Raw genomic sequence first — 22,846 nt, 5'->3', positions numbered from 1 at the left:
GGCTGGGGCAACAGGCGCGACAGGAACAGCAGGAGCAACGGGTGTAACGGGCTCCACAGGAGCAACAGGAGCCGACGGTGTAACTGGAGCGACAGGAGTGGCAGGAGCAACGGGTGTAACAGGCTCCACAGGAGCAACAGGAGTAGCAGGAGCAACGGGTGCAACAGGCTCCACAGGAGCAACAGGAGCCGACGGTGTAACTGGTGCGACAGGAGTGGCAGGAGCAACGGGTGTAACGGGCTCCACAGGAGCAACAGGAGCCGACGGTGTAACAGGTGCGACAGGAGCAACAGGAGCAACGGGTGCCACTGGAACGAATGGCGTAACAGGAGCTACCGGTGCCACAGGAGCAACAGGAGCAACAGGAGCAACTGGAACTACGGGAGCCACAGGTGTAACAGGTGCTGAACCAACGGCTGATTCGAGTTATGCTGGCAATACGACGGGTGCACTTATCGCTGTTGTGCTCGGAGGAACGAATGTACCACTCCCGAGCTCACAAAACCTAAGCCCAAATATTACCGTAAACGGAGCTAATGATACCTTTACAGTTGTTAATGCAGGCAGATATTATATCACTTATCAGATCAACATCACGGCTGCCTTACTTCTCAGTACTCGTCTTCTAATTAATGGTGCAGCGAATCTTCCTTCTACGATTGCTCCAGTTCTAAGCGTATCAAGCTTTAATAATGATGTTATTGTTACTTTGACAGCAGGCAGTACCATAACGCTTCAAATGTTTGGATTATTAGGAGCAGCAACGCTGTTAGGCGGCGGAGCGGGTGCGGCTTTGACCATCATTCGGGTTAGTTAATAAAGCAGAAGTAACAGGACAATGGCATGAGAATATGATGTATCAATCTAATCGACTCGCGGGAGTGTGGTTTTGTTGATTTCCATCAGCTTGTGCCTCATTGTCAAAAATGAAGAGAAAACGCTCGGTCGATGTCTAGCTTCCATGAAGGATATCGCTGATGAGATTATTATTGTGGATACGGGTTCTACGGATTTAACGAAGCAGGTTGCGAGCGAGTTTACCAATCGCATCGAACATTTTACATGGATCGATGATTTTGCGGCAGCTCGCAACTATGCTTTTTCTTTAGCAACCAAATCCCATATTATGTGGCTGGATGCAGATGATATTTTGAAGGAAATCGATCAGCAGAAACTGCTGGAGCTAAAACAAAATGTAGATCCTGCCGTCGACTCCATTTCTATGGAATACCACTTGGCGTTTGATGAATTCGGTAATGTAACTTCAAAACTAAGACGAAACCGAATTGTAAAAAAATCGCGTGCTTTCAAATGGATTGGTCCGGTGCATGAATACCTTGAAGTTTATGGGGATATATTGAGCAGCGATATCGCCGTAACCCATAGCAGTATACATCATGACAGTGATCGCAATTTGAACATTTATGAGAAACGACTGGCTAAAGGGGAAATCTTTTCTCCGCGCGATTTATTCTATTATGCCAATGAACTTAAGGACCATGGGAAATATGAGGCTGCTATAAGATACTACGAAAAATTTCTTGCGACGGGCAAAGGATGGATTGAGGATAACATTGCTTCCTGCGGCAGGCTTGCGGATTGTTACAGCGAGCTTAATGAAGTACGCAATGTGGTCGATTCGATCTTCCGCTCTTTCCATTACGACAAGCCTCGTCCGGAATTTTGTTGCCGCCTCGGTTATTATTTCTTACAGCGTCAAGAGTATAAGCTGGCAATTTATTGGTATAAATTGGCGCTGAGCACAGAGAAGCCGGAGCAGAACTGGGGCTTTGAGAATTTAGCTTGTTCTACATGGCTGCCGCAGCTTCAGCTATGCGTTTGTTACGATGGCATAGGTGATTACGAAGCCGCATACGATCATAATGAGAAAGCAGCACAATTTAGGCCGACAGATGAGCGCATTTTGGCAAATCGTGATTATTTGAACAAACGGTTAGGAAAGAAAACAATCGAGATTAGTCTAGAACCCTCAACTTAATGGGTAACAGAGCGAATTTCTAAGATCGAATGAGGATTCCTATTTAAACTGAATATAATTAAACAACAAGATTTCTTCCCTTCAGTTTGGGAGGAAATCTTTTTTTGTTAGTTCAGCATATTTCACTTCGCACTATTGACATCGCCTATGAGCGAGTGTATATTATATTTTATAAAATTATATTGTATAAAATACAAAATCTTCACTGCACCAAATTGCATGAGGAGAATAGAGAAGGCTCTCTTTGGCAATAAGAAAACAAGATGTTATTTCAAGTAACGGAGGTTAAATAAAAGGCCATTGTCGATAAGGTGCTTTTTCATGAGGAGCTTCAAGGTCTAGAGCTTGCAAAGTAACGTACTAAAATAAAAACTAAAATGGAGGAATTAATGATGCAAAACTTATATACAGCTACGGTAACGGCAACAGGTGGAAGAGATGGCAAGCTTGTTTCAAGCGATAATATTTTGAATGTAGATGTAAGAGCCCCTAAAGAGCTTGGAGGAGTGGGTGGCGCAACGAACCCGGAGCAATTGTTTGCAGGAGGTTACGCAGCTTGCTTCGAGAGTGCTCTTAACGTTGTATGCCGGATGAAGAAAATTAAAGTGGAGAAAACCGAAGTAACCGCTCATGTTACGCTTGGCAAGGATGCAGATGGCGGATATGAGCTGGCTGTGAAGCTGGATATTGCGCTTGAGGGCGTTGAAGCAGACGTAGCGAAGGAATTGGTCGAAGCCGCTCATCAGGTATGTCCGTATTCTAGAGCCACTAGAGGCAACATTAATGTAGAACTCAATCTTCTTTAATCTAAAATAGTACAAGCCCAAAGCACAAAAAAAATCCGGAGAATGATCTCCGGATTTTTTGTGATGTTCTTATTTCGCGATGGTTTGTTTGCCCGACAGCTCAATAGATCTTTGTACAAGCACCGTCATTGCATCTACACAAAAGGCTGCGACGTCTTTTTGGATCGGTATGCAGGATAATTCAGTGCATGCGATGATCACACAGTGGCACTCATCCTGCACGAGCAAGTGGTTAATGATGCCTTCAAACTCGGAAGGCTCAACAGGCAAATTGCGTTTGACCTTGTTGTATATAATGTCCATCACATGCTCCTGAATGACTTCTTCAGGCTCGTGAAGGTGCATATTATACTGATTGCAGCCATGACGATACACGCCGCTGCTAACCGTTCCATTTGTAGCTAAAATACCAATCTTACAGTGTTCTCCAAAGGTGTCATGGATCTTTTTCAGCGTCTCATCCACCATGTTGATTATATTTATGCTTGTCATTTGCTGCATATCATTATAGAAATAATGCGACGTATTGCAAGGAATCGCAATATTAGATACGCCTGCTGCCTCAAGGATTTTGAAATCTTTAGCAACCGCTTTGAGAAACAACTCGCCTTTGTTTTCTAATATGACACCTGTTCGATCTGGCAAAGTGGCATGATTGAGAATGACGATATCAATATGCTCTTGATCACGGTCTGCTGCCGTTTGCTCGATAATCATATCGAAAAATACGGATGTTGCTTTTGGGCCCATCCCGCCTATGATGCCTAAGCTTTTAGCTTCCATTGCCTCAACCTACTTTTGATGAAGTGTTTAATTGAAATGATTTAGTTATTCAACGATCATAGCATGGCTTCCCATTGCGTCATAGCTGTTAAAAAAAGTGTCTGCATCGTAAGTAACTTGTCCTTTTAACGGATTCATTACATGTACTTTACCATCTTCATATCCATTTAGGACAACCACGTGCAAATTAATAGGAGCTGAATAATATTCACCAGTATCACTGAAATACCAAGCGTAATTCATTTTTGGCGGCGTGAGATCAAGCGTAATCCAAGTTACGACAGGGATCCCATTATTAAGCTGCTCGATAATTTCCTCTCGCGTGCTGCCGCTAATATCTGAAGTACTGTTGCTGCGCCCTGCGACATCAAAATACAAGTTAGCCGCCTCCACGATAGGAGGAGCAAAACTGAAAAATCCGCCCTTTAACGACCTAGGTTCGCCAGCGTATGATTTATAGGGATCAGGCCCATACAATTTATTGTTTTTGGTGATAAAAGCTTGCTTCGGCAAATAATTATCCGACATTTCTGTTTTGGTAACGTCATATCCGTAATAATTGAGTACCGCGGTTAATGAAGTAATTTCACAGCCGTTAGGCAGCTCAGGCTTCTGCATGATGGTATCGACATCGATATAAACCTTCTTAATAGTTATGGAGCCATCAGCTGCCCGCTCATAATCCTTCACATATTCAAACGTTTTGTTGGTGGTTGTCAGCTCTTGTGCAGGGCCTTTAACCGCTATTTGATGCTCTTCCTCCGACAGCTGATAAGGCCTGCCGACCTTCTGTTGTTTTATCTTATAGCTGGTACCGTAATCGAGCAAAATAGATGTTGCTTTACCCATTTCGTCTGTTGTCATGGTGCCGATAACCGATCCGCTATTAGCAGCGGTTATTGTATATACAGCATCTTTAATCGGCTGCTGCGTTGCTTCGTCTTTGCTTATTATTGTAATTGTTCCTTGCTCTATTTCTGGAGTAGGGGCAGTCGTTTGTGTAGAATCGACTTTCTCATTGAATACAGGTTTTGCATCTTCTTTCGTAAACAATGTATAAATAAAAAATATAATACCCAATAACACCAGGAGCTTGATCATTCTCTTCATGTTGGTGGCTCCTTCACTTTATAGCCGTAATAGTTATGCGACAGTGTGTAACGAGCAGGCAGCCGGTGGCTGCCCCATGCCTGTTACGCTTGCTCGAAGAACGTCTTATGCCATATAAGGAACACATACACTGTCCAAATGTATCTAGCGTAGTTCTGCTTGCCTGAATAATGCGAATCCAGATATTTCATCAGCTCATCGGTATGAAAGAACAGCTTCGCTCGGTCCGAGAGAAACATGTCCTTAACGAGCTTATAATATTTCTCTTGTCTTAGCCAGTGCCTAATAGGTACAGGAAAACCAACCTTTGGTCGATTCGCCCATTCATCGGGAAGTACTTCCTTCGCAGCTGTACGCAGTGCATACTTCGTATTGCTTGGATGTACACGAAGATCAGTAGGCAGCTTGGAAGCCAGATCCATAACCACTTTGTCTAAAAATGGAACTCTCAGCTCAATGGAATGGGCGAGGCTCATTTTGTCTGCCTTAAGAAGAATATCTCCCGGAAGCCAAAGCTTCAGATCGAGATATTGCATTTTGGTTATATCATCTTTGCCCCGCACTTGATCATATACAGTCTTCGTAATGCTTTGTACGGATGGTCCTTGCTTATATTCGTCCTTCAATACGGCTAAGGCATCAGCTTCTTCAAACACCTGCGCTTGACCGATAAAACGTTCCTCAACCCGCTGTCCGCCTTTTACGACAAAGGAGGTGATTCTGTTTTTGGACAGCTTGCCGCTTAATAATGATAACGGCCGCCTGATTGCAAACGGAAGCTTCTTGTATTTTTTCATCGCTGGTGTCGTATCGTACCAATCATAACCGCCAAAAATTTCGTCTGCGCCTTCTCCAGAGAGCACCACGGTCACATGCTTGCTCGCAAGCTCTGCTAGGAAATAGAGGGGCACGGAGGATGGGTTGGACTGCGGTTCGTCCATATGATACTGAATCGTTGGCAGCATCTTGAAGCACTCATCCGCTGAAACCAGTCGTTTATAGTTTTCGATGTTTAAAATTTCTGACAAATCCTCTGCGAGGTTCGTCTCATTAAAGTTGCCTTCATAATCCTCAAAGCCGACGGAAAATGTTTTGTTTGGTTTTAGCAAAGCGGTAATATAACTGGAATCAATGCCTCCGGACAAAAAAGACCCGACCGGCACATCGCTAATTTGGTGATAGGCGACTGATTCTTTTACTGTGCTTTTAATTTGGTTTACGTAATGGGACAGACTGTTCGGTTCTTCTGCAAAGTTAACGTCCCAATAAGGCTTCACTTCTAGCTTGCCTTGTTTGTAAAGCATATAGTGACCAGGCTTCAGCTTGTACACGCCTTTAAAAAACGTTTCATCAAGCACGGAGTATTGAAAGGTCAGGTAAGGCTTGAGCGCATCCTTGTTCAACTCTTTGCGAAAGGCAGGCTGCTTTAAGAAAGCTTTGATTTCAGAGCTGAATAGGAAGGAATTATCCGTTGTGTTTTGTGTATAATACAACGGCTTTATGCCAAAGAAATCCCTGGCGAGAAACATCGTTTCCGTATTCGTATCCCATATCGCAAAAGCAAACATGCCTCTTAGCTTCTGGAGCAGCAAGGTTCCATACTCTTCATAAGCATGAATGATAACCTCGCTGTCCGTATGGCTAACAAAGGTATGCCCGCACTGAATCAACTCTTCGCGCAGCTCTTGATAATTGTAGATTTCTCCATTAAATACAAGAACACAGCTTTTATCCTCGTTGTAAATCGGTTGGCTGGCTTCTTCAGACATATCTATAATTTTGAGGCGTCTAAACCCTAAAGTTACTTCCTCATCTGAATAGATACCGCCACTATCGGGACCTCTATGAACGATCATATCCATCATGTCTTTAATAATGGCTACTTGATCAACGTCGGGACGACTATCTGCAAAACCTACAAAACCGCACATGTGGAATACCTTTCATTAACTATATTGTTTTAAGCGCAGTCACATCGTTTTTAATTTGATTTCCCTGACGATTTCCGATTCATTAAATGGGATTTCCGTTTTCCCAATAATTTGCGACGTTTCATGACCTTTGCCGGCTATGAGAATGACATCGTCTTTTCTGCTGATATCAATGGCAAAAGCAATAGCGTCTCTCCTGTCGATAACGGCCTCATAAGCTCCGTTATAAGCTTCGACTCCTTCAATAATTTCCCTAATAATCAGGTTATTATCCTGCTCCTTGGGATTATCAGAGGTGATTACGGAAAAATCAGCAAATGTAGCGGCTACCTTAGCCATCGCTCTACGTTTCTCTGTGCCTGATTCCCCATCAGATGCGTAAACGCCGAACACGAGAATGATTTTGCCTTTGGTAAAAGGCCTGATTGTTTTTAATGCCTTCTCTAGGCTGTCCTCGGTATGAGCAAAATCGACGATGATCTTCGTATCCTCATCTTGATAGACAACTTCCAGCCGGCCTTTAATACCCTCAACAGCCAAAATGCCGTCTGCGATTTGCTGTAGAGTAAATTGATTGCAATAAGCCGTTGCAATAGCGGCTAGACTATTATATACGTAGATCGTCCCAGGCAGGTTTACTTTAATTGCGATGCTGCCCTTTGGCGTATTTACATTATAAGTCGTATAGTCGGCATAATAAGTAATATCCGTCGCGTAAATGTCAGCTTCCTGCTCAATGCCATAAGTAACCAGCTTTGGACCTTTATGCTGCAAGCGGTCAATGAGAATACGGCCAAATTTATCATCTGCATTAATAATGTTAAAGTCCGTCGTCATGTCGAACAGCAAAGCCTTCGCTTCGAAATATTCCTCCATCGTATGGTGAAGCTCCAAATGATCCGGCGTTAGATTTGTGAAAATGCCAGTTTTGAAGCTGGAATGAGCAACGCGTTTCAAATTGAGCGCATGCGAAGAAACCTCCATGACGCAATGCTTCATATGTGATTCGATCATATCGGCGAAGATTCGTTGCAAATACAGCGATTCCGGCGTCGTATTTTTATTTTGAATCAGCTTGTCGCCGATAACTGTGCCGATCGTGCCGATAATTCCGAGGGCTGTCCCCGTTTGCTCGAATATAGATTTTAGAAAATATGTGGTCGATGTCTTCCCGTTTGTTCCAGTGATGCCGAGAAGATTCATTTGCTCAGTCGGGCGATGATAGAAGTTTGCAGATACCAGGGCGAGCGCCTCACGCGTGTCGTTAACTTGCAGCACCGTTATTCCTGCTGGCACATGAACATCCTTCTCGACAATAACGACGGTCGCACCAAGTGCGATTGCTTTTTCGATGAAATGGTGTCCATCAACCGAAAAGCCCGTTATCGCGACAAATACGCCATTGGCTGAAGCTTCCCTCGAATCAAAGGCAATGGAGCTTACTTCAATATGCAAATCGCCTTTCACGAGCGTGTAATCCAGATCTTTCAGTAAGGAGGTCAATAACATACGATCAGCTCCATTCTATTACCTATTACTATTTTTGCAGGCTATCTTCTTAGAAGCTTTTTCGTAAGCTTGCCACCGATGATAGCCGCATAGGAAAAGGCTGGTTTCGGGTCCTTCCAATCCCAGATCGCATAAGCTTTCGGTTTAAACAAGGATACGAATACTTGCTTCCAAGTCAATTGACCCGTCTTGATGTAATCGCGAACAGCAAGCATGTCCTCATATCCGTACCAGAAAACACGGTTCGTATTCTCTTTGACGGCTTTGGGAGRCACAAGGTTGCCGCCAGTTAACTCTTGGTAAGTAATCCATGGAATATTTACCCCAACTCGGTACAGCAGGTTGTTCAGGTTGGTAATCCGGCAATTGACTTCGATTAAATAAAAACGGCCAGTTTCGGCGTCTTTTTTGAATTCAATTTCCGCGAAGCCTTTCCATTTCATCTTCTCTAGAAAAGGAGCTCCGATATCGAACAGCTCTTGTACGTATCTCTGCCCTGTATACACCGATGCGCCGAAGTTAATCGGATATTGGCGGAATTTTTGACAAGTGACCCAGTGAGTGACCTTTGAATCTTGGTTTAAATACGCGTCGAACGTATACATATGATCGTCGAAACCTGGGATGATACGCTGTACGATGACTTCCAAGCTCGCTTCCTTCGCTTTGGCCAGCGCTTGTTCGAGCTCAGCGCGGCTATGTACCTTAAAGAGCTTGCGTCTAAACTTGGCAACGAAGGATGGAGAATCTGTTGGTTTGACGATACAAGGATATTTAATGATTTCGTCGATCTTCTCAAAAAAACGATCTTCGTCTACACGGACCGTTTCGGGAACAGCTACACCATTTTCTAGAGAAAGGCGCTGCAGCACCTCTTTATTCATCATATCCGAGTATATGCCCGGAATGTCTTGTGGTATGAGATAGTGTTCTCTAAGCTCTTCCAAATGCTCATCGATAACCTCAAGATAAGAATCGTGGCATGGAATAAGGACAGGAGGAGCGCTTTGCTTGAGGGCATATTCCTTCAAGAAACGAATGAACGCTGCCGTGTCTTCTTTATAATGAGGAGAGATTAGTCTCTCAGAAGTATATTTTGAATCGGCGCCATAGGTATCTTTAGTCGAATAATCTACGGCAACCGTATGTACACCGTTAATGCCTAGGCAACGAATGGTGCTTAAACCTATATAATAATTRCAACCCAAAATTACTGCTTTATTATTCACAAAGGCACATCCCGACATCCTAATTTATGTTCATTTCCCTGTATTACGACTAATGTTTTAAATAATTTTACTTCATACTTTCTTATAATACAAATGGATTTATCCTCATAATAGCTACAAAGATGTGGAGGATTTGAACCAAATCCGAGGTGCATGCTGCCGCTTAAAACAGCTTCTTTAACAGCCGTTTTTTCTGGCATTCGACACCATTACCCGTAAATCGCTGAAACCATTTATCGGAATTTTTAACATTAAAGCACTTGATGAGCGTTATTAGCATATTTGTGATTTTATTAACATTTTTCAATTATTCATATATATGTATATTTTACTATTCTATATTTAACGCAAGTAACTTTTTCCATATATTGATCGATTTTACTAGTTAAAAAGAACTAGAAATTGGATAAAATAGCTTCATTTTGTCGAATAATGCCCGAAAATTGTCTACGTTCGTCGACAAGTTTTTACAAACTCCTTATTGCTCTACGAGTATAATAGAAGCATTACCACACGAGTGCTAGATAAGGAGCGTGCCCCGAAGCGAGCTATGGACAAAAAACACTTGCTTAAACAATTGCAGTCGTTGCGGCTAAAGCTTCATGAAATAGCCGAAGCGCGCGGCAGTCTGACAGATCCGGATGTTCTAGCGATTAGCGAAGAGGCCGATCAACTAATTGTTGCGTTACAGCATATACAAAGAAACGAGCTAACACATATTACGATACGCCGCGACGATATGTAGAGAATATTATCTCTCTCGAAGCCGTCGGAAAAATTGAGTCAACAGGTTTGAGCATTCAGGCTGTAAAATACCACTAGTGAGCTCCGTTTCATGGTTGAAACGGGGCTCTTGCAGTAAATTCATGAGCGTCCCAGCACATCCAGCCTTCGGGTCGGTTGTTCCATAAACGACACGTTTAACCCGAGATTGAACAATGGCGCCGGCGCACATTGGACAAGGCTCCAACGTGACATACAATGTACAATCTAATAATCTCCATGCGCCGATGCGATCGCAGGCGTCACGAATAGCTACCATTTCGGCATGAGCGGTTGGATCAAACCTCGTCTCACGCAAATTGTAGCCTCTTCCGATGATTTCATTGTTTCTGACGATAACAGCCCCGATAGGAACCTCTCCAATTTGCTCGGCTTTTTTGGCTTCTTCAATAGCTTCCAGCATCCATTTCTGATCTTCTTGCTCTCTTGTCATATACAATAACTCCTTTACTATTTATTCATTATACAACGAACAAATATTCCGTTGTTAACATGTCGTGGATAACATTGTGGATAACTATCATGATATACACATAAATACTCACAATTTATTCAGAGCTGTGCACAGTAATTGTGGATATTGTGTATAAGTTGTTAATAAAAACGTTTTTGTGTAAAAGGATGTGTCATTCATTGTCAATAAAGATGAAATTTTCAGTCTTGATCACGCTTATCGTTTTGACGTTTTTTATATTCCAACACATGCTTAGTGAGTATTCGATGATTCAAAGCATGCGTGAGCAAGCAAAACGAGCGATGCACGATACTTCCATGCATGTGGCGAACACATTTTCCTCTTACGAGAAGAAGTCAGGTTCAGGCTATATCTTTCCGGAGAAGGATCGCTCAGGCCCTGGGCATATCTTTGATATCGTAAAAACATTAAATCCAAATATAAATGAAATTACAGTATTTGAGCAAGATACGTTGGCTGTGCGTTACGGTACTTACACGTATTTGGATTCAAATAGCGATCAATCTATTATAACCGATGTGAAGAAAACAGGTTTTGAGCTTCGAAAGATGGAGATCAACGGAAAATGTTATTTTAGAAGTTATTATTACACGAAGCAGATGGGTAATTACATTATAAGTGTCGTTTATGACAGAAAGGGAATTAATGAGCTTATCGCGGAGAAGCGAAATGATTCATTCATTTATACGGGCATATCGATGGTGCTCGTCCTCTTTATTAGCTATTGGCTGGTAGGAGTAATGATTAGACCCTTAAAAGATATATTATGGAAGGTTAACGAGGTTTCATCTGCAAGGTTTCAACAGCCGATTCGAATTAAACGTAAGGATGAATTCGGCTTGCTGGCTCTTAAGGTCAATGCGATGTCGCAAAATCTAAGTATATATATGAACAAGCTGCGCAGAGCGTTTGAGGAAAACCGCCGGATGAAGGAGCATTTGGAGTCATTTATTAATCACACGAGCGATGCGATTCATCTTATTGATTTGGATGGTAAGGTTATTCAAGTAAACCGTGCTTTCGAGCTGCTCTTTGGTTATGAGGAAGAAGAAGCAATTGGTCTCATAAATCCTATTCTTCCCGACTCTCATCATGCAGAGATGAGGGATATGTTAAACCAGATCTTGTCGGGCAAAGTACTGCCAGCTCAGGAAACGATACGAATGACAAAGCTTGGAGAGCTGATACCTGTAAGTGTAACCATATCGCCAATTCGTGATTCGGACGGAACGATTCGTGCCTTTGCCAGCATTTCAAGAGACATGAGGAGCCGTAACAAAATGGAAGAGCTGCTGCGCAGGTCGGAGAAGCTGACGACAGTAGGGCAGCTAGCAGCAGGCGTAGCCCATGAAATTCGCAACCCGCTGACGACGCTGCGCGGTTTCCTGCAGCTCCAGCAGGAGAGCAAGAAGCTGGCACTTTCCCACGTAACGCTTATGTTATCGGAGCTTGACCGGATCAATCTCATTGTTGGCGAGTTTCTCATTCTTGCGAAGCCGCAAGCGACGAGGTTTGTCACCAAGGACATACGGGATGTACTGCAAGATGTTATTGCGTTAATGAACAGTGAAGCACTTCTTCATAATATCGAGTTTTGTGTTACTCTAACCGATGATTCTTGCTTAATTTCATGTGAAGAAAATCAATTGAAGCAAGTGTTTATTAATTTGCTGAAAAATGCGATTGAAGCGATGCCAAATGGTGGACGAATCCATATTCATATTAATCATAAACGGGAATACATTTCGATCACGATAACGGATGAAGGAATGGGCATCCCGGACGATATGATACCGAAAATTGGAGATCCCTTTTTTACAGCGAAGGAAACGGGCACAGGGCTCGGCATTATGGTTAGTCAGCGTATTATTAACAGCCACCGCGGAACGATGGATATTAAAAGCCAGGTTAATGTCGGAACAACGATACATTTGCTGCTGCCAGCTTTGAAAGAAACACGGGAGAGCGGTATACTGGAAGCATAAGCACAGATCGGGCTTCTAACGGAAATGTAAGAGGAGGGATTCTCGTTGAAGCAGGAATCTTCTGTAGATGGTTCATGGCAAAAAGGGAACGTGCTTCATGATGCTTCAGGCTACAGCGCCTTACTTGTAGGAGCTACTGGTTTGATCGGAGCAGCTTTGCTCCGTCAGCTGCTTCGTGATTCGCTGGTGACGATGGTAACCGTTATTGTAAGGCGGCCGCTAGAGACGAAAACTTTGGGCAGCGCGAATGAGCTCTCCAAACTGAATATGATCGTCACCGCCTTTGATGATTTGGATAAAACGCTGGAGCAGGTACATGCAGACGTCATATTTTGCACGCTTGGTACGACGATCAAGGTTGCGAAGACGCAAGAAGCCTTTCGCAAAGTAGATTATGAATATCCGCTCACGCTTGCCCGGTTTGCAGAACGCACGAATGCTTCTTTATTTTCTATCGTGACGGCTATGGGGGCTTCCTCCAGCTCAAAAATATTTTACAGCAGAGTGAAAGGTGAACTGCAGGATGCGATTGCTAAGCTGAGCATTCCGCTAGTTCAAGTGTTTCAACCCTCGCTTCTGCTTGGCGAAAGACCGCAGGCTCGACCTGGTGAAGCGTTTGGAGCTGTCGTTTCGAAAGGGCTGCAATTTGCGATGGTTGGTCCGCTGCGCAAGTATCGGCCGATTAAGGGTGAGGATGTAGCTTTGGCAATGAGAAGAGCGGCGGGACAAGCTGGACAAATGAAGGCAGCAAGCAAGTCATCGATGATTCAGTATTATTCATCGGACAAAATTGCCGACTTGGCATTACATACAACGGGGTGAAGCAGCTTTGAGAATCAATAAGTTTATTAGTGAAACAGGTTATTGCTCCAGACGTGAGGCGGATAAGCTCGTAGACAGCGGACGTGTTACGATCAATGGAGAAAAGGCACAGCTCGGCAGCCAAGCTGAAATAGGTGACGATGTACGYGTTGATGGCCGCAAAATCGGCGAGCAAAAAAATCATGTTTATATTGCGCTTAATAAGCCGGTAGGCATTACCTGTACAACCGAGCTTCATATTAGAGGCAATATTGTTGATTTTGTTGGTCATGAGGAGCGTATCTTCCCGATCGGGAGGCTGGACAAGGATTCGGAGGGATTAATTCTCCTCACGAATGACGGTGATATCGTCAATCCGATTCTACGCTCGGAGGGCAAGCATGAGAAAGAATATTTGGTTACTGTAGATAAACCGATGACAGAAGCGTTCTTAAAAGGAATGGCAAGCGGAGTTCATATACTAGGCAGCATGACATTGCCATGTGTTGTAACAAGAGTGACGGACCGCGTATTCCGCATTATTTTAACGGAAGGCCGCAATCGTCAAATTCGTAGAATGTGCGAAGCATTCGGTTATCATGTTCGGAGACTGCAGCGGCAGCGTATTATGAACATCCAGCTCGGCGGTCTTCATGTTGGCAAATGGCGTGATTTGAGCGAAGCCGAGAAGGCGACTTTGTTCGAGACATTAAGTTATGAGCCGGTCTAAGCAGGAAACATTCATTCGTATAACGACAAAAAAACCTGAATCACACGCTTAGGGCGAGTTGATTCAGGTTTTTAATTATGGTTTTTTTACATTTAACTGCTGGGCATTCGTGACATCAGTGTACGTATGGATGATCGAAACCTCTACACGACGGTTTTTGGATTTGCCTGCAACCGTCTCGTTGTCGGCAACAGGACGATATTCACCGTAGCCGATAGCGCTAAAGCGCTCGGGTTTCAGTTGTTTATTTTCGAGCAAAACGTCCAAGAAACGAATCGCCCTCATAGAGCTCAAATCCCAGTTTGATTTAAATTGGTTAGTCGAGATCGGCGTTGTATCGGTATGACCGGAAACGATGACCTCATAATCAGGGTACTGCTGCAGCATTTTGCTGATCGCAACGGCAAGCTCCTTCGATTCAGGCTTAACAGTTGCTTGTGCCGGTGCAAATAATGCGTTGTCGCTAATCGTAATCATCAGCTGTGAGAGATTTAACTTCGTCTCAAGATCAGATGTCAGGCCGTTTTTCTTAATATAGGCATCTACTTTTTTCTTCAGATCCTCGAGATCCTTCTGCTCCTGCTTAATAAGCTCCTCGCGAGCTTTCTCTTCATCTGATTGATTTTTGTTTACATCCTTGTCGGGAAGCTTGCCGCCTTCTTCTTTTTGCTTCTTCCCGTCATCCTCGCCGCTTTTCACAGCGGACGTTTCGGTTAGAATACCGCTGCCAGTGCTGAGTGCTAAACTAAATGCTTTCGACATTTCTTCAAACTTCTTTACGTCGACGGAGTTCATGGAGTACAACACGATAAAAAGTGCTAGCAGCAGGGTGAGCAAATCGGCGTAAGGAATGAGCCATGATTCATCCACATGCTCCTCGTGTTCTTCATGTCTATGCTTTCTGCTCAACGGCGCCTTCCTCCTTTTCCCTCATCTTCAATCTTTCTGTAGGTGTAAGGAAAACAGACAGCTTCTGATTAATAGCGATCGTTGATACGCCGGATTGAATAGAAAGAAGGCCTTCCACCATCATAAGACGGATTTGAATTTCTTTCTTAGACATGCGCTTCAGTTTATTAGCAATAGGATGCCATAATACATAACCTGTAAAGATACCAAGAAGTGTTGCGATAAAAGCTCCTGCGATGGCATGTGCGAGTTTTCCCATATCGCTCATATCAGCAAGTGCGGCAACGAGGCCTACAACTGCACCGAGTACCCCAAGTGTAGGGGCATATGTACCTGCTTGCGTAAAAATAAGTGCTCCCGCTTTGTGGCGGTCTTCTGTTGCGGCAATATCCTCAAGTAAAACATCGCGTACAAAATCTTGGTCATTTCCGTCAATAATCATACGCATGCCGTTACGAAGAAATGTATCTTCAATCTCGTCAACTTTTGCTTCAAGAGCGAGCAAACCCTCGCGACGTGTAATGGAAGCCCATTCCATGAAGCGCTGAATCAGCTCATCACGCATAGGCAGCTTTTGCTCAGTGAACACCATTTTGAATAGTTTACCGACTTTGGATAGCTCGGACATCGGGAAGGCGATCATGACGGAGGCTATAGTTCCCAAAATAATAATCATAAAAGCAGCTGGATTTGCAAGAGAGGACAGGTGTGCTCCCTTTAAAACCATGCCTCCAAGTACAGCGACTAATCCTAGCACCAAACCAATAATTGTTGAATTTTTCATCATACACCCCGTCCAATACATTTTCGACATTTCTCTACTTCTTATATTATCGACAAATGGGTATTCTGAAGTTAGAGTATATGGAATGATTTAAGGCGAATGCGTTAAAAAATGATAAAATGCGGTAGAATAGTAGAGAGATATGTACAAAAAATGACGATAGCAAAGGTGGTACACGCAAATGGGCGTAAGACATGCAAGAGAATATTCAGATATATTGAAGGATTTTACAGCAGCTGTGGCTGAAATTGAGAATAGCTATACTTTTTTTGAAATGGAACCAGATGAATGGGCTCAGCTGCCTGTAAGCGATCGGCATGAAGTGATGGAGGCTTTGGCGGATGATGTTTTCTTTGGGCTAGGAGAGAATCCGGTCATTGAGGTAGGCAGCGGTGTCATTACGTATAATAGCAAACATCACATCATAGAGGTTTCACAGGACGATAAGGTGACCCAAATCATTAGATTGATATAAGCATTCGGCATAAAACTTCATATAAGTAGTGCTCTTGTCGGATCTTTACATTTAATGTCGACTCTATTACAATGTTATTCAATACAATATGACATATAATTTGACATTGATCTAACATAGAGGAGAACGACATGAATGAGTGCTCATCATCGTTGCTGTTGCCGAAAGCGCTTGAATTAGATGGTGAAACATTAGCAGCATTTTATCAGCCCATTATAGCGATGGATACAAGACGCATTATGGGTTACGAGGTGCTTGCTCGAGCTGTAAAGGGTGATTCCGTGCGGAGTCTTGGACCTTTCTTCTGCAATGAACAAATTCCAGAAGAGGACCACATTATAGTGGACCGGGTACTGCGGGAGCAGGCATTCTCGAAGCTGGCTTCAATGGAAGAAGAACAGCCCATGTTATTCATTAATTTGAAGCCGTCTTGGATTTATCGGTATGAGGAGATCGGCGAGCTCTACACGTTGTCGCTGCTTGATAAGTACGGAATTGACCCTAAACGAATTGTCATCGAGATAACGGAGGAAAGCTTCCAAGGTTCCATGGATAGGCTTCGTTCTGTTGTCGACATATACCGGGCAAGGGGCTGTTTGATTGCAATCGATGATGTAGGCAGTGGTTTTAGCAATACGGATCGGATTGCTCACATTCAGCCCAACCTGCTCAAAATCGATATTCATATGATTAAGAAAAGCGCGACTCATGACGGCTATTTCGGTGTGCTGCGATCCTTCTCTGATTTAGCAGAGCAAATTGGAGCTTCGCTGCTCGTCGAGGGAGTGGAGACAAGGGAGGATTTGGCCCGCGCAATTCAGGCAGGCGCCCGTTACGTCCAAGGCTATATGTTTGCAAGGGCAGAGCCGGAGTTTCGTGAGCCTGCTTGTTTTGCATCTCTAATTGAAGCGGAGCTTGATCAGCATCTGCTGCATTTCGTTGGAACTGAACGCTATTGGCAGCGGCAATCGGAGAAGCTGGCAGAGCAGTGGGTTGCGCTTGTTCAGGAGACGCGTTACCTGGATCATGAGGATGAATGGATAGAGGGGCTGCTTCCCGAGCTTTACGACCATTGCATTCGGGTTTATTTGTGCAATGAGAGCGGTATTCAGCTCTCATCCAACTATTATCGCGATGCGGACAAGGCTTGGAGGCGAGAGGAGCAATACCGCGGTGCCAACTGGTGTTGGCGTCCCTATTTTGTTCCTAATCTCGTCCAGCTCAATGAGCATCGACGTGCAATCGTTTCGCGCGCCTATACTGATCTCGATTCTCACGCATGGATTAGAACCGTATCTGTTCTAGCAGCGCCTGGTCTTATTTTACTTATGGATTTGAGGGATTCTGAGCGCGGAGCCCAGCGTCGTTAACGTGCGGCTGCTGGCTCATAAACCATACAATGGCATTCGGCAAAGCCAGTAGGAGTAGAACGCGCATAGGTGTCTGTAATATGGAAGCCGGCTTGTTCATAAACGCGCATCGCACGAGTATTCCAAGTAAGCACCTCCAAATCAATTTCGTTTTGAGGGGTGCGCCTTATTGCCTCTGCGACAATGAGACGTGTGAAGGCAAGGCCGAGGCCTTTACCGCAAAGATCAGGCCGCAATCCGAGCCCGAGCCGCGTTACGCCTGTTAAAGGAAAAAACTGCGCAAACCCAATGAGCGCAGACTGAGCGTCTAGGACAGCCATATATTGGGCAGCACGAAGGACGGGATCGCCAAATTCGATTTCGTCTTTTTTCATTTGCTCCCAAGTCGGCCAATTATAAACATCAAATGGAGCCTCGTAGCGCCAGCCGCATAGTTGCTGTGCATGGCCGGTTTCGAGCGGGCATATGGTCATATCGCCTTCATCTCGATTATAATGAATAGAGCTTTGATGGCTTGTCATTTGTTTTTACCTCCGCTTGAAAAAAAGTAGCTGAATAGAGCGAATGTCGAATGAAATAGGTTTATTATAACAGATAGGCGTGCGTTGATCGCGCGTAAATAAGGAGAAGCATCAAAATGAAGAAGTTGATCTGGCTAGGCTGCTTGTCATATTTAGTCATCGGCGTTGCCCATGTTGTGGGCGGATCTATCTTGGAACAGCTCATTGCTCATTATGGTTTAACCTATAAAGATGGCGGGCAATGGATTATGAATCAATTCCTCGGGTTCCTGGTGGGTGTTCTGTTAGCGCCATCTATTACTTCGAGAGTTGGAAAAAGAGGCGCAGTACTGATTGCGATGGGCGTACTGACGCTCAGTGAGGCGGCATACAGTTTGCTGCTGCCATGGGGCTGGATGCTCGCGATTGCTCCGCTTGCGGGTCTTGGCTTTGGGATGACGGAAGCGGTCGTCGGCGCAATGATTATTGATATGGCGAAAAACGGCAAGGCATCGGCGATGAGCCGATTGGAAACCTTTTTTGGCGTTGGCGCATTGTTGATTCCAATTGCAGCGGCTTATCTGATTCAGCATAGCATTTGGCAGGTTTCCTTTCCGATTCTGGCAGCGATGTCAGGCATCACCTTTGTTCTCTGGCTGACGATGTCCTTTGGAGAGCTGGATGATGAGCTTGGTATAGTTGCTCGAACACCGGAAGTGAAGGAAGGCCATTCGAATGAGTTGGAAGGATCGCAAACCACTCGCGGATCTGTCTTTTTTGGCTATCCGCGCAAAGCACTTCCATTTCTCTTGTTATCGGCTTTATTTTTTATGATTTATGTAGGAATGGAAATGAGCTTCTCCAACTATCTGCCTTCTATTCTCATCGTTCGATCAGGTGTAGGAGATTCCAGTGCGGCAGCGGTGCTCAGCTTGTTCTGGGGAACGATGGTGCTAGGGCGTCTATTTGCGGGACTGCTGGCTGACCGAATGGGTTATTCGCGTTACTTGCTTATTGCTACAGCGGGCGCCTCGGTCGTTTTTGTTTTAATGGCTGTTATGGGTCAGCTTAGCTGGATGCTTGCCTTTGTCGCACTTAGCGGATTGTTCTTCTCGGGTATATTCGGTATCGCTCTTGTTTATGCCAATGAGCTCATTCCGGGTATGACGGAGAGGACAACGAGTTTGCTTGTAGCATTCGGCGGGCTTGGAGGAGCGATTTTTCCTCGTTTGACTGGCTGGATAATGGATCAGTACAATGTGCAATCTACGTTATGGTATATAAGCAGCTTAGTTATACTGATGCTGCTTCTGTTAGCGGCGATGCTCCTACTCGGAAGAAAACAAGTTCACAGCATACGATCCAAGGCTTAGCTGAACTGCAAATTATAAAAAAACCTCCACATTCGCTGTTTCAAAGCGGGTGTGGAGGTTTATTTATTATTAAACGTGTTATTCTAAATGCTTTCAGCTATTTAAGAATGGTTTTGTATACCTCTATGGCGCGCGCGCGTGATGCTTTCAAGTCGACGATGGCACCGCTTTGCGGCTGATGAATCTCTTTGTCTGTCAGATGATTCAAATGAGGCAGCCAGCGCCTAATATAGCTGCCGCTAGGATCATGCGTCTGTGACTGAGTTGCGGGATTCATGATGCGGWAGTAAGGCGCTGCGTCATACCCGAGTGAAGAGCACCACAGCCAACCGCCGCGATTAAGCGTGTTGTCATAATCGCTTAAGTGAAGGCGGAAATATTGTTCGCCAAGCGTGAAGGGACATAGCAGATTTTTAGTTAAAAACATAGCTGTTACCATTCGCAAGCGGTTGGGCAGCTCACCTGTACGATTGAGCTGCGTCATGGCCGCATCAATGATTGGAATGCCGGTGGCAGCTGCAGCCCATGCTTCTAGATGAGCATCTGAGAGCTTGGATATATCAGCGAGCTGCTCGTAACGAAAGAAATCATCATGATACATCGCTTGATATAAATAAAAATCACGCCATGCCAGCTGCCGTATCCATGATTCAGACCCCGGAAGCCCTTGGGTCATTTCGTAGGCTTGGCGGGCGGAGATGGCGCCCGTATTAAGGAAACGTGCAAGCTGGCTTGTATGATCATCGGCATAAGCGTCCCTGCTCTCCGAATAAGAGGCAAGGCGTTCTCGTACGAACCGTTCCAGCTTGGATAATCCTTTGGACGATCCTTGCACGTTTGTGCCGCCTAGGGCGCATGAAACGGATTCGGGCAGAGCGAAGGACTGCGCAACCTTGGCATTAATTTCGCTTAAGGTAGCAAGCTCATGAATCGTCGTTTCACTCATTGGGCTATAGCACTCCAGCATAAAGCTGCTCCACTTGCGATAAAAGGGTGTGAAAACCTTGTATGGCTCCATTTTTCGAGCAAATGCCGGGAAAGCATCTAGATCAGCAAGAGGTGAATCGGCAATAGACATCCATCGGCGGCCAAGGCTGCGTGTGGTTAGCCCAAGCTGCTCATCTCGCTGCCGTGAGTAAGGCGTATAGTCTGTGTGAACAATAACCTCATCAATAGGATGCGCATGCAGCAGTGCTTCGGTGATCGCAGCAGGATTACCATAAAGCACATGCAGTTCCTTTCCTGCATTAGAATAGCTGTGCAGAAGCGAGGCGGCTTGCGCCATGAAATTCCGGCCGCTATGACTAGTTAAACGGCCATCTCCTGTAATAACGGGATCTATGATTAGCAAATGAATGCCTTGTTTCTCTTTTTTCTTCAAATAATCAAAAGCGCGCAAATCTGCAATACGCAAATCCTTGCGGTGAATAAACAAATACATCAGTGATAGCTCCTTCCATAAGCGCAACATTGAACGGCCGCATTCCAGCTGGAATGAAACAGCAAAGCCGCAAGTCATTTGTCGTCAGAGGACAAAAAACTGCGGCTTTGCTAGATGAGTCTACCCGTTCAACCCTCAAGAAGAGGGATTAGGTTGCTCTATTTTACGTCAACGTTGGCTTGGTATGAATCAGCATCCATGATACGACGAGCAGTTACATATCGTCCCTCATAGTACTCGGAGTTAAGTTTGTCAGTTACAACGCCTCTGCTCGAGGATGAATGTACAAACTTTCCATCTCCAATGTAAATGCCAACATGGGATACGGCGCTATTATTGCCGCCAACTGTGTCGAAGAACACAAGATCTCCCGCAATGAGGTCAGCCTTAGCGACCTTTGTACCTTCTTTTGCTTGCGAACCAGAAGTACGTGAAAGCTCAATGCCCATTTTCTCGAACACATAGCTCGTGAAGCCGGAGCAATCAAAGCCTTTCGACGACGTTCCGCCGCTTTTGTACGGAGTGCCAATAAGATCATTAACAATTCCGTTCAATTTTGAGTCAGCGAAAGCGCTTCCCGCTTGAAAAGCGAGCACGAGAACGAGACCCAGGATTAATGTGGTAATCTTCTTCAATTGTGAAACTCCTTCCAATGCCGACGAGGTTAGCTGTGGGGTTCGGTTGAAGGCTCCCTATGATTCCTCGGGCGTTTGAAAAAAACTCAAACGTCGGAATCAATTCACCCAAAGTGGTTCCCCCGTATCCCAATAGGGAATTAGGCAGTTTTTTTATTGCTTTGAGAAATATTCGATTATTTTCAATGATCTCCTGCCTTTAGTGGCAATTTCTAATAATTCTCATGTAACCTTTTGACAATTTGCTTCGTTAAACCGTTCTTTCTGTAATATAAACACGCCATAGTAGTGCTTTCTAACTAAATACATGGAGTCAATTTCATTAATTATGTGGATGTTGTGTAAAATATACCGTTTTGTCCTTTAGGCGCTATATCGCAAGGACTAGCTTAAAGTGCCGTAAACGGCGGTATTTCACCATTTTGCTCCTCATAAATTAGAAAAATCTCATCTATATCACTCGTGAATAAGCGTAGATTCAGACAGCCTAGCTGCTGCTCCAGATAGAGCGGCAGAAATAGACAAAGGAGGCTGTTCATGAGAACAGCCCCCTTTGGGCAATCGAAAAAAAGATTTATTTTGCAGTAACGATTTTTTCAGAAATGAGCTGTGGATCGTTGTTTTTTTGCTGCATCCAAAACTGTACCTTGTATTTTCCGGCATTTTTGAAATCGTAGGAAACGAGCTTGGAGCTGAACCAAAAGGTGTCTTTTTCGACGAACTCTTTAAAATCATCATCATCCTGGCTGCGGCTGTCGATTGTCGTTTCCTTATCATTAGGATCAACGATGGTCACTTTGAACTCTGAAATCGCCATATTCAAATTATCGATTTGTGCTTGCACTAAAAATTTCTGAACACTGCCTTTATCAACCTGTCCGAACATAGCTCGCTTCTCGTTCATTAGAAACATATGCACATTGGGCTTCTGAATAATGAGCTTCTTATCATTGCTCTTCCATTGGACGAAGGCTTGAAGGCTGTCACTTAAAGAACGAATGCTAATATAAACCTTATCATCCACAACGACAGCATCGTCAGTGGATTGCTTATTATTATAAAGGAGCGTTACCTTTTGAAATAGTTTGTCTGCTGCAACCAATGAACCGCCCGATAAGAGCAATACCATGGATATAATAACTAGTTTTTTACGCATCATTTGTGAATATCCCCCATTTTTGATTTTCTTTCAGTTATTTATACAGAACTGCCATCATT

The 22,846-nt window shown here is 44.3% G+C and carries 24 protein-coding genes and 1 riboswitch; of the genes, 10 read left to right on the top strand and 14 right to left on the bottom strand.

Translation table 11 applies throughout. The features are described 5' to 3' along the window. The 3 genes from AC1DSE_RS04035 to AC1DSE_RS04025 all read left to right on the top strand — a co-directional run. Window positions 1–817: BclA C-terminal domain-containing protein (locus tag AC1DSE_RS04035; protein ID WP_477527424.1), on the top strand; the 817-nt coding region annotated here is incomplete at its 5' end. Window positions 818–892: 75 nt separating this feature from the next. After that, a complete protein-coding gene (locus tag AC1DSE_RS04030; RefSeq protein ID WP_477512206.1) occupies window positions 893–1,999 on the top strand; it encodes a glycosyltransferase in 1,107 nt (368 codons plus the stop codon). Between the two features lie 392 nt (window positions 2,000–2,391). Further along, window positions 2,392–2,805: an organic hydroperoxide resistance protein gene (locus AC1DSE_RS04025; protein ID WP_076271553.1), complete on the top strand. Its 414-nt coding sequence runs from the start codon at window positions 2,392–2,394 to the stop codon at window positions 2,803–2,805. 69 nt (window positions 2,806–2,874) lie between these two features. Here the strand turns inward: AC1DSE_RS04025 and AC1DSE_RS04020 are convergent, their stop codons facing one another. From AC1DSE_RS04020 to AC1DSE_RS03995, 6 genes are all read right to left on the bottom strand, one after another. Next, entirely contained in the window at window positions 2,875–3,588 is a 714-nt protein-coding gene (locus AC1DSE_RS04020) for an aspartate/glutamate racemase family protein (protein WP_477512175.1), read from the bottom strand. Window positions 3,589–3,633: 45 nt separating this feature from the next. Next, window positions 3,634–4,698: a C39 family peptidase gene (locus AC1DSE_RS04015; protein ID WP_477512176.1), complete on the bottom strand. Its 1,065-nt coding sequence runs from the start codon at window positions 4,696–4,698 to the stop codon at window positions 3,634–3,636. Between the two features lie 83 nt (window positions 4,699–4,781). Beyond that, a complete protein-coding gene (asnB, locus tag AC1DSE_RS04010; RefSeq protein WP_477512177.1) occupies window positions 4,782–6,629 on the bottom strand; it encodes an asparagine synthase (glutamine-hydrolyzing) in 1,848 nt (615 codons plus the stop codon). Between the two features lie 39 nt (window positions 6,630–6,668). Next, window positions 6,669–8,138 (bottom strand): UDP-N-acetylmuramoyl-L-alanyl-D-glutamate--2,6-diaminopimelate ligase, encoded by a 1,470-nt coding sequence (locus tag AC1DSE_RS04005; protein ID WP_339205952.1) that lies wholly within the window; start codon window positions 8,136–8,138, stop codon window positions 6,669–6,671. Between the two features lie 41 nt (window positions 8,139–8,179). Continuing rightward, window positions 8,180–9,367, bottom strand: a complete 1,188-nt coding sequence (locus AC1DSE_RS04000; RefSeq protein ID WP_477527423.1) for a carboxylate--amine ligase — start codon at window positions 9,365–9,367, stop codon at window positions 8,180–8,182. After that, the gene (locus tag AC1DSE_RS03995; protein ID WP_477512179.1) at window positions 9,364–9,567 is read right to left on the bottom strand and encodes a hypothetical protein; all 204 of its coding nucleotides are present in this window, start codon (window positions 9,565–9,567) and stop codon (window positions 9,364–9,366) included. The genes AC1DSE_RS04000 and AC1DSE_RS03995 overlap by 4 nt, the downstream gene beginning before the upstream one ends. A gap of 350 nt (window positions 9,568–9,917) precedes the next feature. On the opposite strand from AC1DSE_RS03995, the gene AC1DSE_RS03990 reads away from it, so the two are divergent. After that, on the top strand, window positions 9,918–10,112 hold the full coding sequence (locus AC1DSE_RS03990) for an aspartyl-phosphate phosphatase Spo0E family protein (RefSeq protein WP_076271559.1): 195 nt from the start codon (window positions 9,918–9,920) through the stop codon (window positions 10,110–10,112). A gap of 6 nt (window positions 10,113–10,118) precedes the next feature. Here AC1DSE_RS03990 and tadA read toward each other — a convergent pair whose 3' ends face one another. Beyond that, window positions 10,119–10,583, bottom strand: coding sequence for a tRNA adenosine(34) deaminase TadA (gene tadA / locus AC1DSE_RS03985; protein ID WP_076271560.1), 465 nt, complete (start codon window positions 10,581–10,583; stop codon window positions 10,119–10,121). Window positions 10,584–10,783: 200 nt separating this feature from the next. Here tadA and AC1DSE_RS03980 point away from each other — a divergent pair, with 200 nt between their 5' ends. From AC1DSE_RS03980 to rluF, 3 genes are read left to right on the top strand one after another with little or no spacing between them, the layout of a single operon-like run. Beyond that, a complete protein-coding gene (locus AC1DSE_RS03980; protein ID WP_441884828.1) occupies window positions 10,784–12,610 on the top strand; it encodes an ATP-binding protein in 1,827 nt (608 codons plus the stop codon). A gap of 45 nt (window positions 12,611–12,655) precedes the next feature. Next, complete coding sequence (locus AC1DSE_RS03975) at window positions 12,656–13,432, top strand: NAD(P)H-binding protein (RefSeq protein ID WP_477512180.1); 777 nt, start codon at window positions 12,656–12,658, stop codon at window positions 13,430–13,432. Window positions 13,433–13,439: 7 nt separating this feature from the next. After that, window positions 13,440–14,141, top strand: coding sequence for a 23S rRNA pseudouridine(2604) synthase RluF (gene rluF, locus AC1DSE_RS03970; RefSeq protein ID WP_477512181.1), 702 nt, complete (start codon window positions 13,440–13,442; stop codon window positions 14,139–14,141). A gap of 75 nt (window positions 14,142–14,216) precedes the next feature. Here the strand turns inward: rluF and AC1DSE_RS03965 are convergent, their stop codons facing one another. Together AC1DSE_RS03965 and motA are read right to left on the bottom strand one after the other, a co-directional pair. Continuing rightward, window positions 14,217–15,050, bottom strand: a complete 834-nt coding sequence (locus tag AC1DSE_RS03965; RefSeq protein ID WP_477512182.1) for a flagellar motor protein MotB — start codon at window positions 15,048–15,050, stop codon at window positions 14,217–14,219. Then, on the bottom strand, window positions 15,034–15,834 hold the full coding sequence (motA, locus tag AC1DSE_RS03960; RefSeq protein ID WP_054027115.1) for a flagellar motor stator protein MotA: 801 nt from the start codon (window positions 15,832–15,834) through the stop codon (window positions 15,034–15,036). The genes AC1DSE_RS03965 and motA overlap by 17 nt, the downstream gene beginning before the upstream one ends. A gap of 181 nt (window positions 15,835–16,015) precedes the next feature. Here motA and AC1DSE_RS03955 point away from each other — a divergent pair, with 181 nt between their 5' ends. Both AC1DSE_RS03955 and AC1DSE_RS03950 read left to right on the top strand, forming a co-directional pair. Further along, window positions 16,016–16,309 carry a hypothetical protein gene (locus tag AC1DSE_RS03955; RefSeq protein WP_076271564.1) on the top strand — a complete coding sequence of 98 codons (294 nt, stop codon included), beginning with the start codon at window positions 16,016–16,018 and terminating at the stop codon, window positions 16,307–16,309. 131 nt (window positions 16,310–16,440) lie between these two features. Next, on the top strand, window positions 16,441–17,679 hold the full coding sequence (locus AC1DSE_RS03950) for an EAL domain-containing protein (protein ID WP_477512183.1): 1,239 nt from the start codon (window positions 16,441–16,443) through the stop codon (window positions 17,677–17,679). Here AC1DSE_RS03950 and AC1DSE_RS03945 read toward each other — a convergent pair. Further along, entirely contained in the window at window positions 17,676–18,200 is a 525-nt protein-coding gene (locus AC1DSE_RS03945) for a GNAT family N-acetyltransferase (RefSeq protein WP_477512184.1), read from the bottom strand. The two genes, AC1DSE_RS03950 and AC1DSE_RS03945, sit on opposite strands and share 4 nt — an antisense overlap. A 116-nt stretch (window positions 18,201–18,316) precedes the next feature. Here AC1DSE_RS03945 and AC1DSE_RS03940 point away from each other — a divergent pair, with 116 nt between their 5' ends. Continuing rightward, window positions 18,317–19,552 (top strand): MFS transporter, encoded by a 1,236-nt coding sequence (locus AC1DSE_RS03940; RefSeq protein WP_477512185.1) that lies wholly within the window; start codon window positions 18,317–18,319, stop codon window positions 19,550–19,552. Between the two features lie 97 nt (window positions 19,553–19,649). Here AC1DSE_RS03940 and AC1DSE_RS03935 read toward each other — a convergent pair whose 3' ends face one another. From AC1DSE_RS03935 to AC1DSE_RS03920, 4 genes are all read right to left on the bottom strand, one after another. After that, a complete protein-coding gene (locus AC1DSE_RS03935; protein WP_477527422.1) occupies window positions 19,650–20,993 on the bottom strand; it encodes an FAD-binding domain-containing protein in 1,344 nt (447 codons plus the stop codon). A gap of 158 nt (window positions 20,994–21,151) precedes the next feature. Beyond that, window positions 21,152–21,628: a C40 family peptidase gene (locus tag AC1DSE_RS03930; protein ID WP_477512187.1), complete on the bottom strand. Its 477-nt coding sequence runs from the start codon at window positions 21,626–21,628 to the stop codon at window positions 21,152–21,154. A gap of 3 nt (window positions 21,629–21,631) precedes the next feature. Then, window positions 21,632–21,785, bottom strand: a riboswitch (cyclic di-AMP (ydaO/yuaA leader). A 232-nt stretch (window positions 21,786–22,017) separates the two neighbouring features. Continuing rightward, window positions 22,018–22,167, bottom strand: a complete 150-nt coding sequence (locus tag AC1DSE_RS03925) for a hypothetical protein (protein WP_477512188.1) — start codon at window positions 22,165–22,167, stop codon at window positions 22,018–22,020. 35 nt (window positions 22,168–22,202) lie between these two features. Further along, window positions 22,203–22,787 (bottom strand): hypothetical protein, encoded by a 585-nt coding sequence (locus AC1DSE_RS03920; protein ID WP_441884810.1) that lies wholly within the window; start codon window positions 22,785–22,787, stop codon window positions 22,203–22,205. Window positions 22,788–22,846 lie beyond the last annotated feature (59 nt).

Source organism: Paenibacillus sp. 01L418, from assembly GCF_056400045.1.
Note: the sequence above shows the minus strand (reverse complement) of the source record. Positions and strands in the feature narration are given on the sequence as shown.

Bases quoted from the DNA above. Each gene is read 5' to 3' on its own strand.
- AC1DSE_RS03995 (WP_477512179.1), bottom strand. From the start codon at position 9,567: ATGCCAGAAAAAACGGCTGTTAAAGAAGCTGTTTTAAGCGGCAGCATG.
- motA (WP_054027115.1), bottom strand. From the start codon at position 15,834: ATGAAAAATTCAACAATTATTGGTTTGGTGCTAGGATTAGTCGCTGTA.
- AC1DSE_RS03925 (WP_477512188.1), bottom strand. From the start codon at position 22,167: ATGAACAGCCTCCTTTGTCTATTTCTGCCGCTCTATCTGGAGCAGCAG.
- AC1DSE_RS03990 (WP_076271559.1), top strand. From the start codon at position 9,918: ATGGACAAAAAACACTTGCTTAAACAATTGCAGTCGTTGCGGCTAAAG.
- AC1DSE_RS04020 (WP_477512175.1), bottom strand. From the start codon at position 3,588: ATGGAAGCTAAAAGCTTAGGCATCATAGGCGGGATGGGCCCAAAAGCA.
- AC1DSE_RS04015 (WP_477512176.1), bottom strand. From the start codon at position 4,698: ATGAAGAGAATGATCAAGCTCCTGGTGTTATTGGGTATTATATTTTTT.
- AC1DSE_RS03955 (WP_076271564.1), top strand. From the start codon at position 16,016: ATGGGCGTAAGACATGCAAGAGAATATTCAGATATATTGAAGGATTTT.
- AC1DSE_RS03920 (WP_441884810.1), bottom strand. From the start codon at position 22,787: ATGATGCGTAAAAAACTAGTTATTATATCCATGGTATTGCTCTTATCG.
- AC1DSE_RS03945 (WP_477512184.1), bottom strand. From the start codon at position 18,200: ATGACAAGCCATCAAAGCTCTATTCATTATAATCGAGATGAAGGCGAT.
- tadA (WP_076271560.1), bottom strand. From the start codon at position 10,583: ATGACAAGAGAGCAAGAAGATCAGAAATGGATGCTGGAAGCTATTGAA.
- asnB (WP_477512177.1), bottom strand. From the start codon at position 6,629: ATGTGCGGTTTTGTAGGTTTTGCAGATAGTCGTCCCGACGTTGATCAA.
- AC1DSE_RS04005 (WP_339205952.1), bottom strand. From the start codon at position 8,138: ATGTTATTGACCTCCTTACTGAAAGATCTGGATTACACGCTCGTGAAA.
- AC1DSE_RS04025 (WP_076271553.1), top strand. From the start codon at position 2,392: ATGCAAAACTTATATACAGCTACGGTAACGGCAACAGGTGGAAGAGAT.
- AC1DSE_RS03940 (WP_477512185.1), top strand. From the start codon at position 18,317: ATGAAGAAGTTGATCTGGCTAGGCTGCTTGTCATATTTAGTCATCGGC.
- AC1DSE_RS03950 (WP_477512183.1), top strand. From the start codon at position 16,441: ATGAATGAGTGCTCATCATCGTTGCTGTTGCCGAAAGCGCTTGAATTA.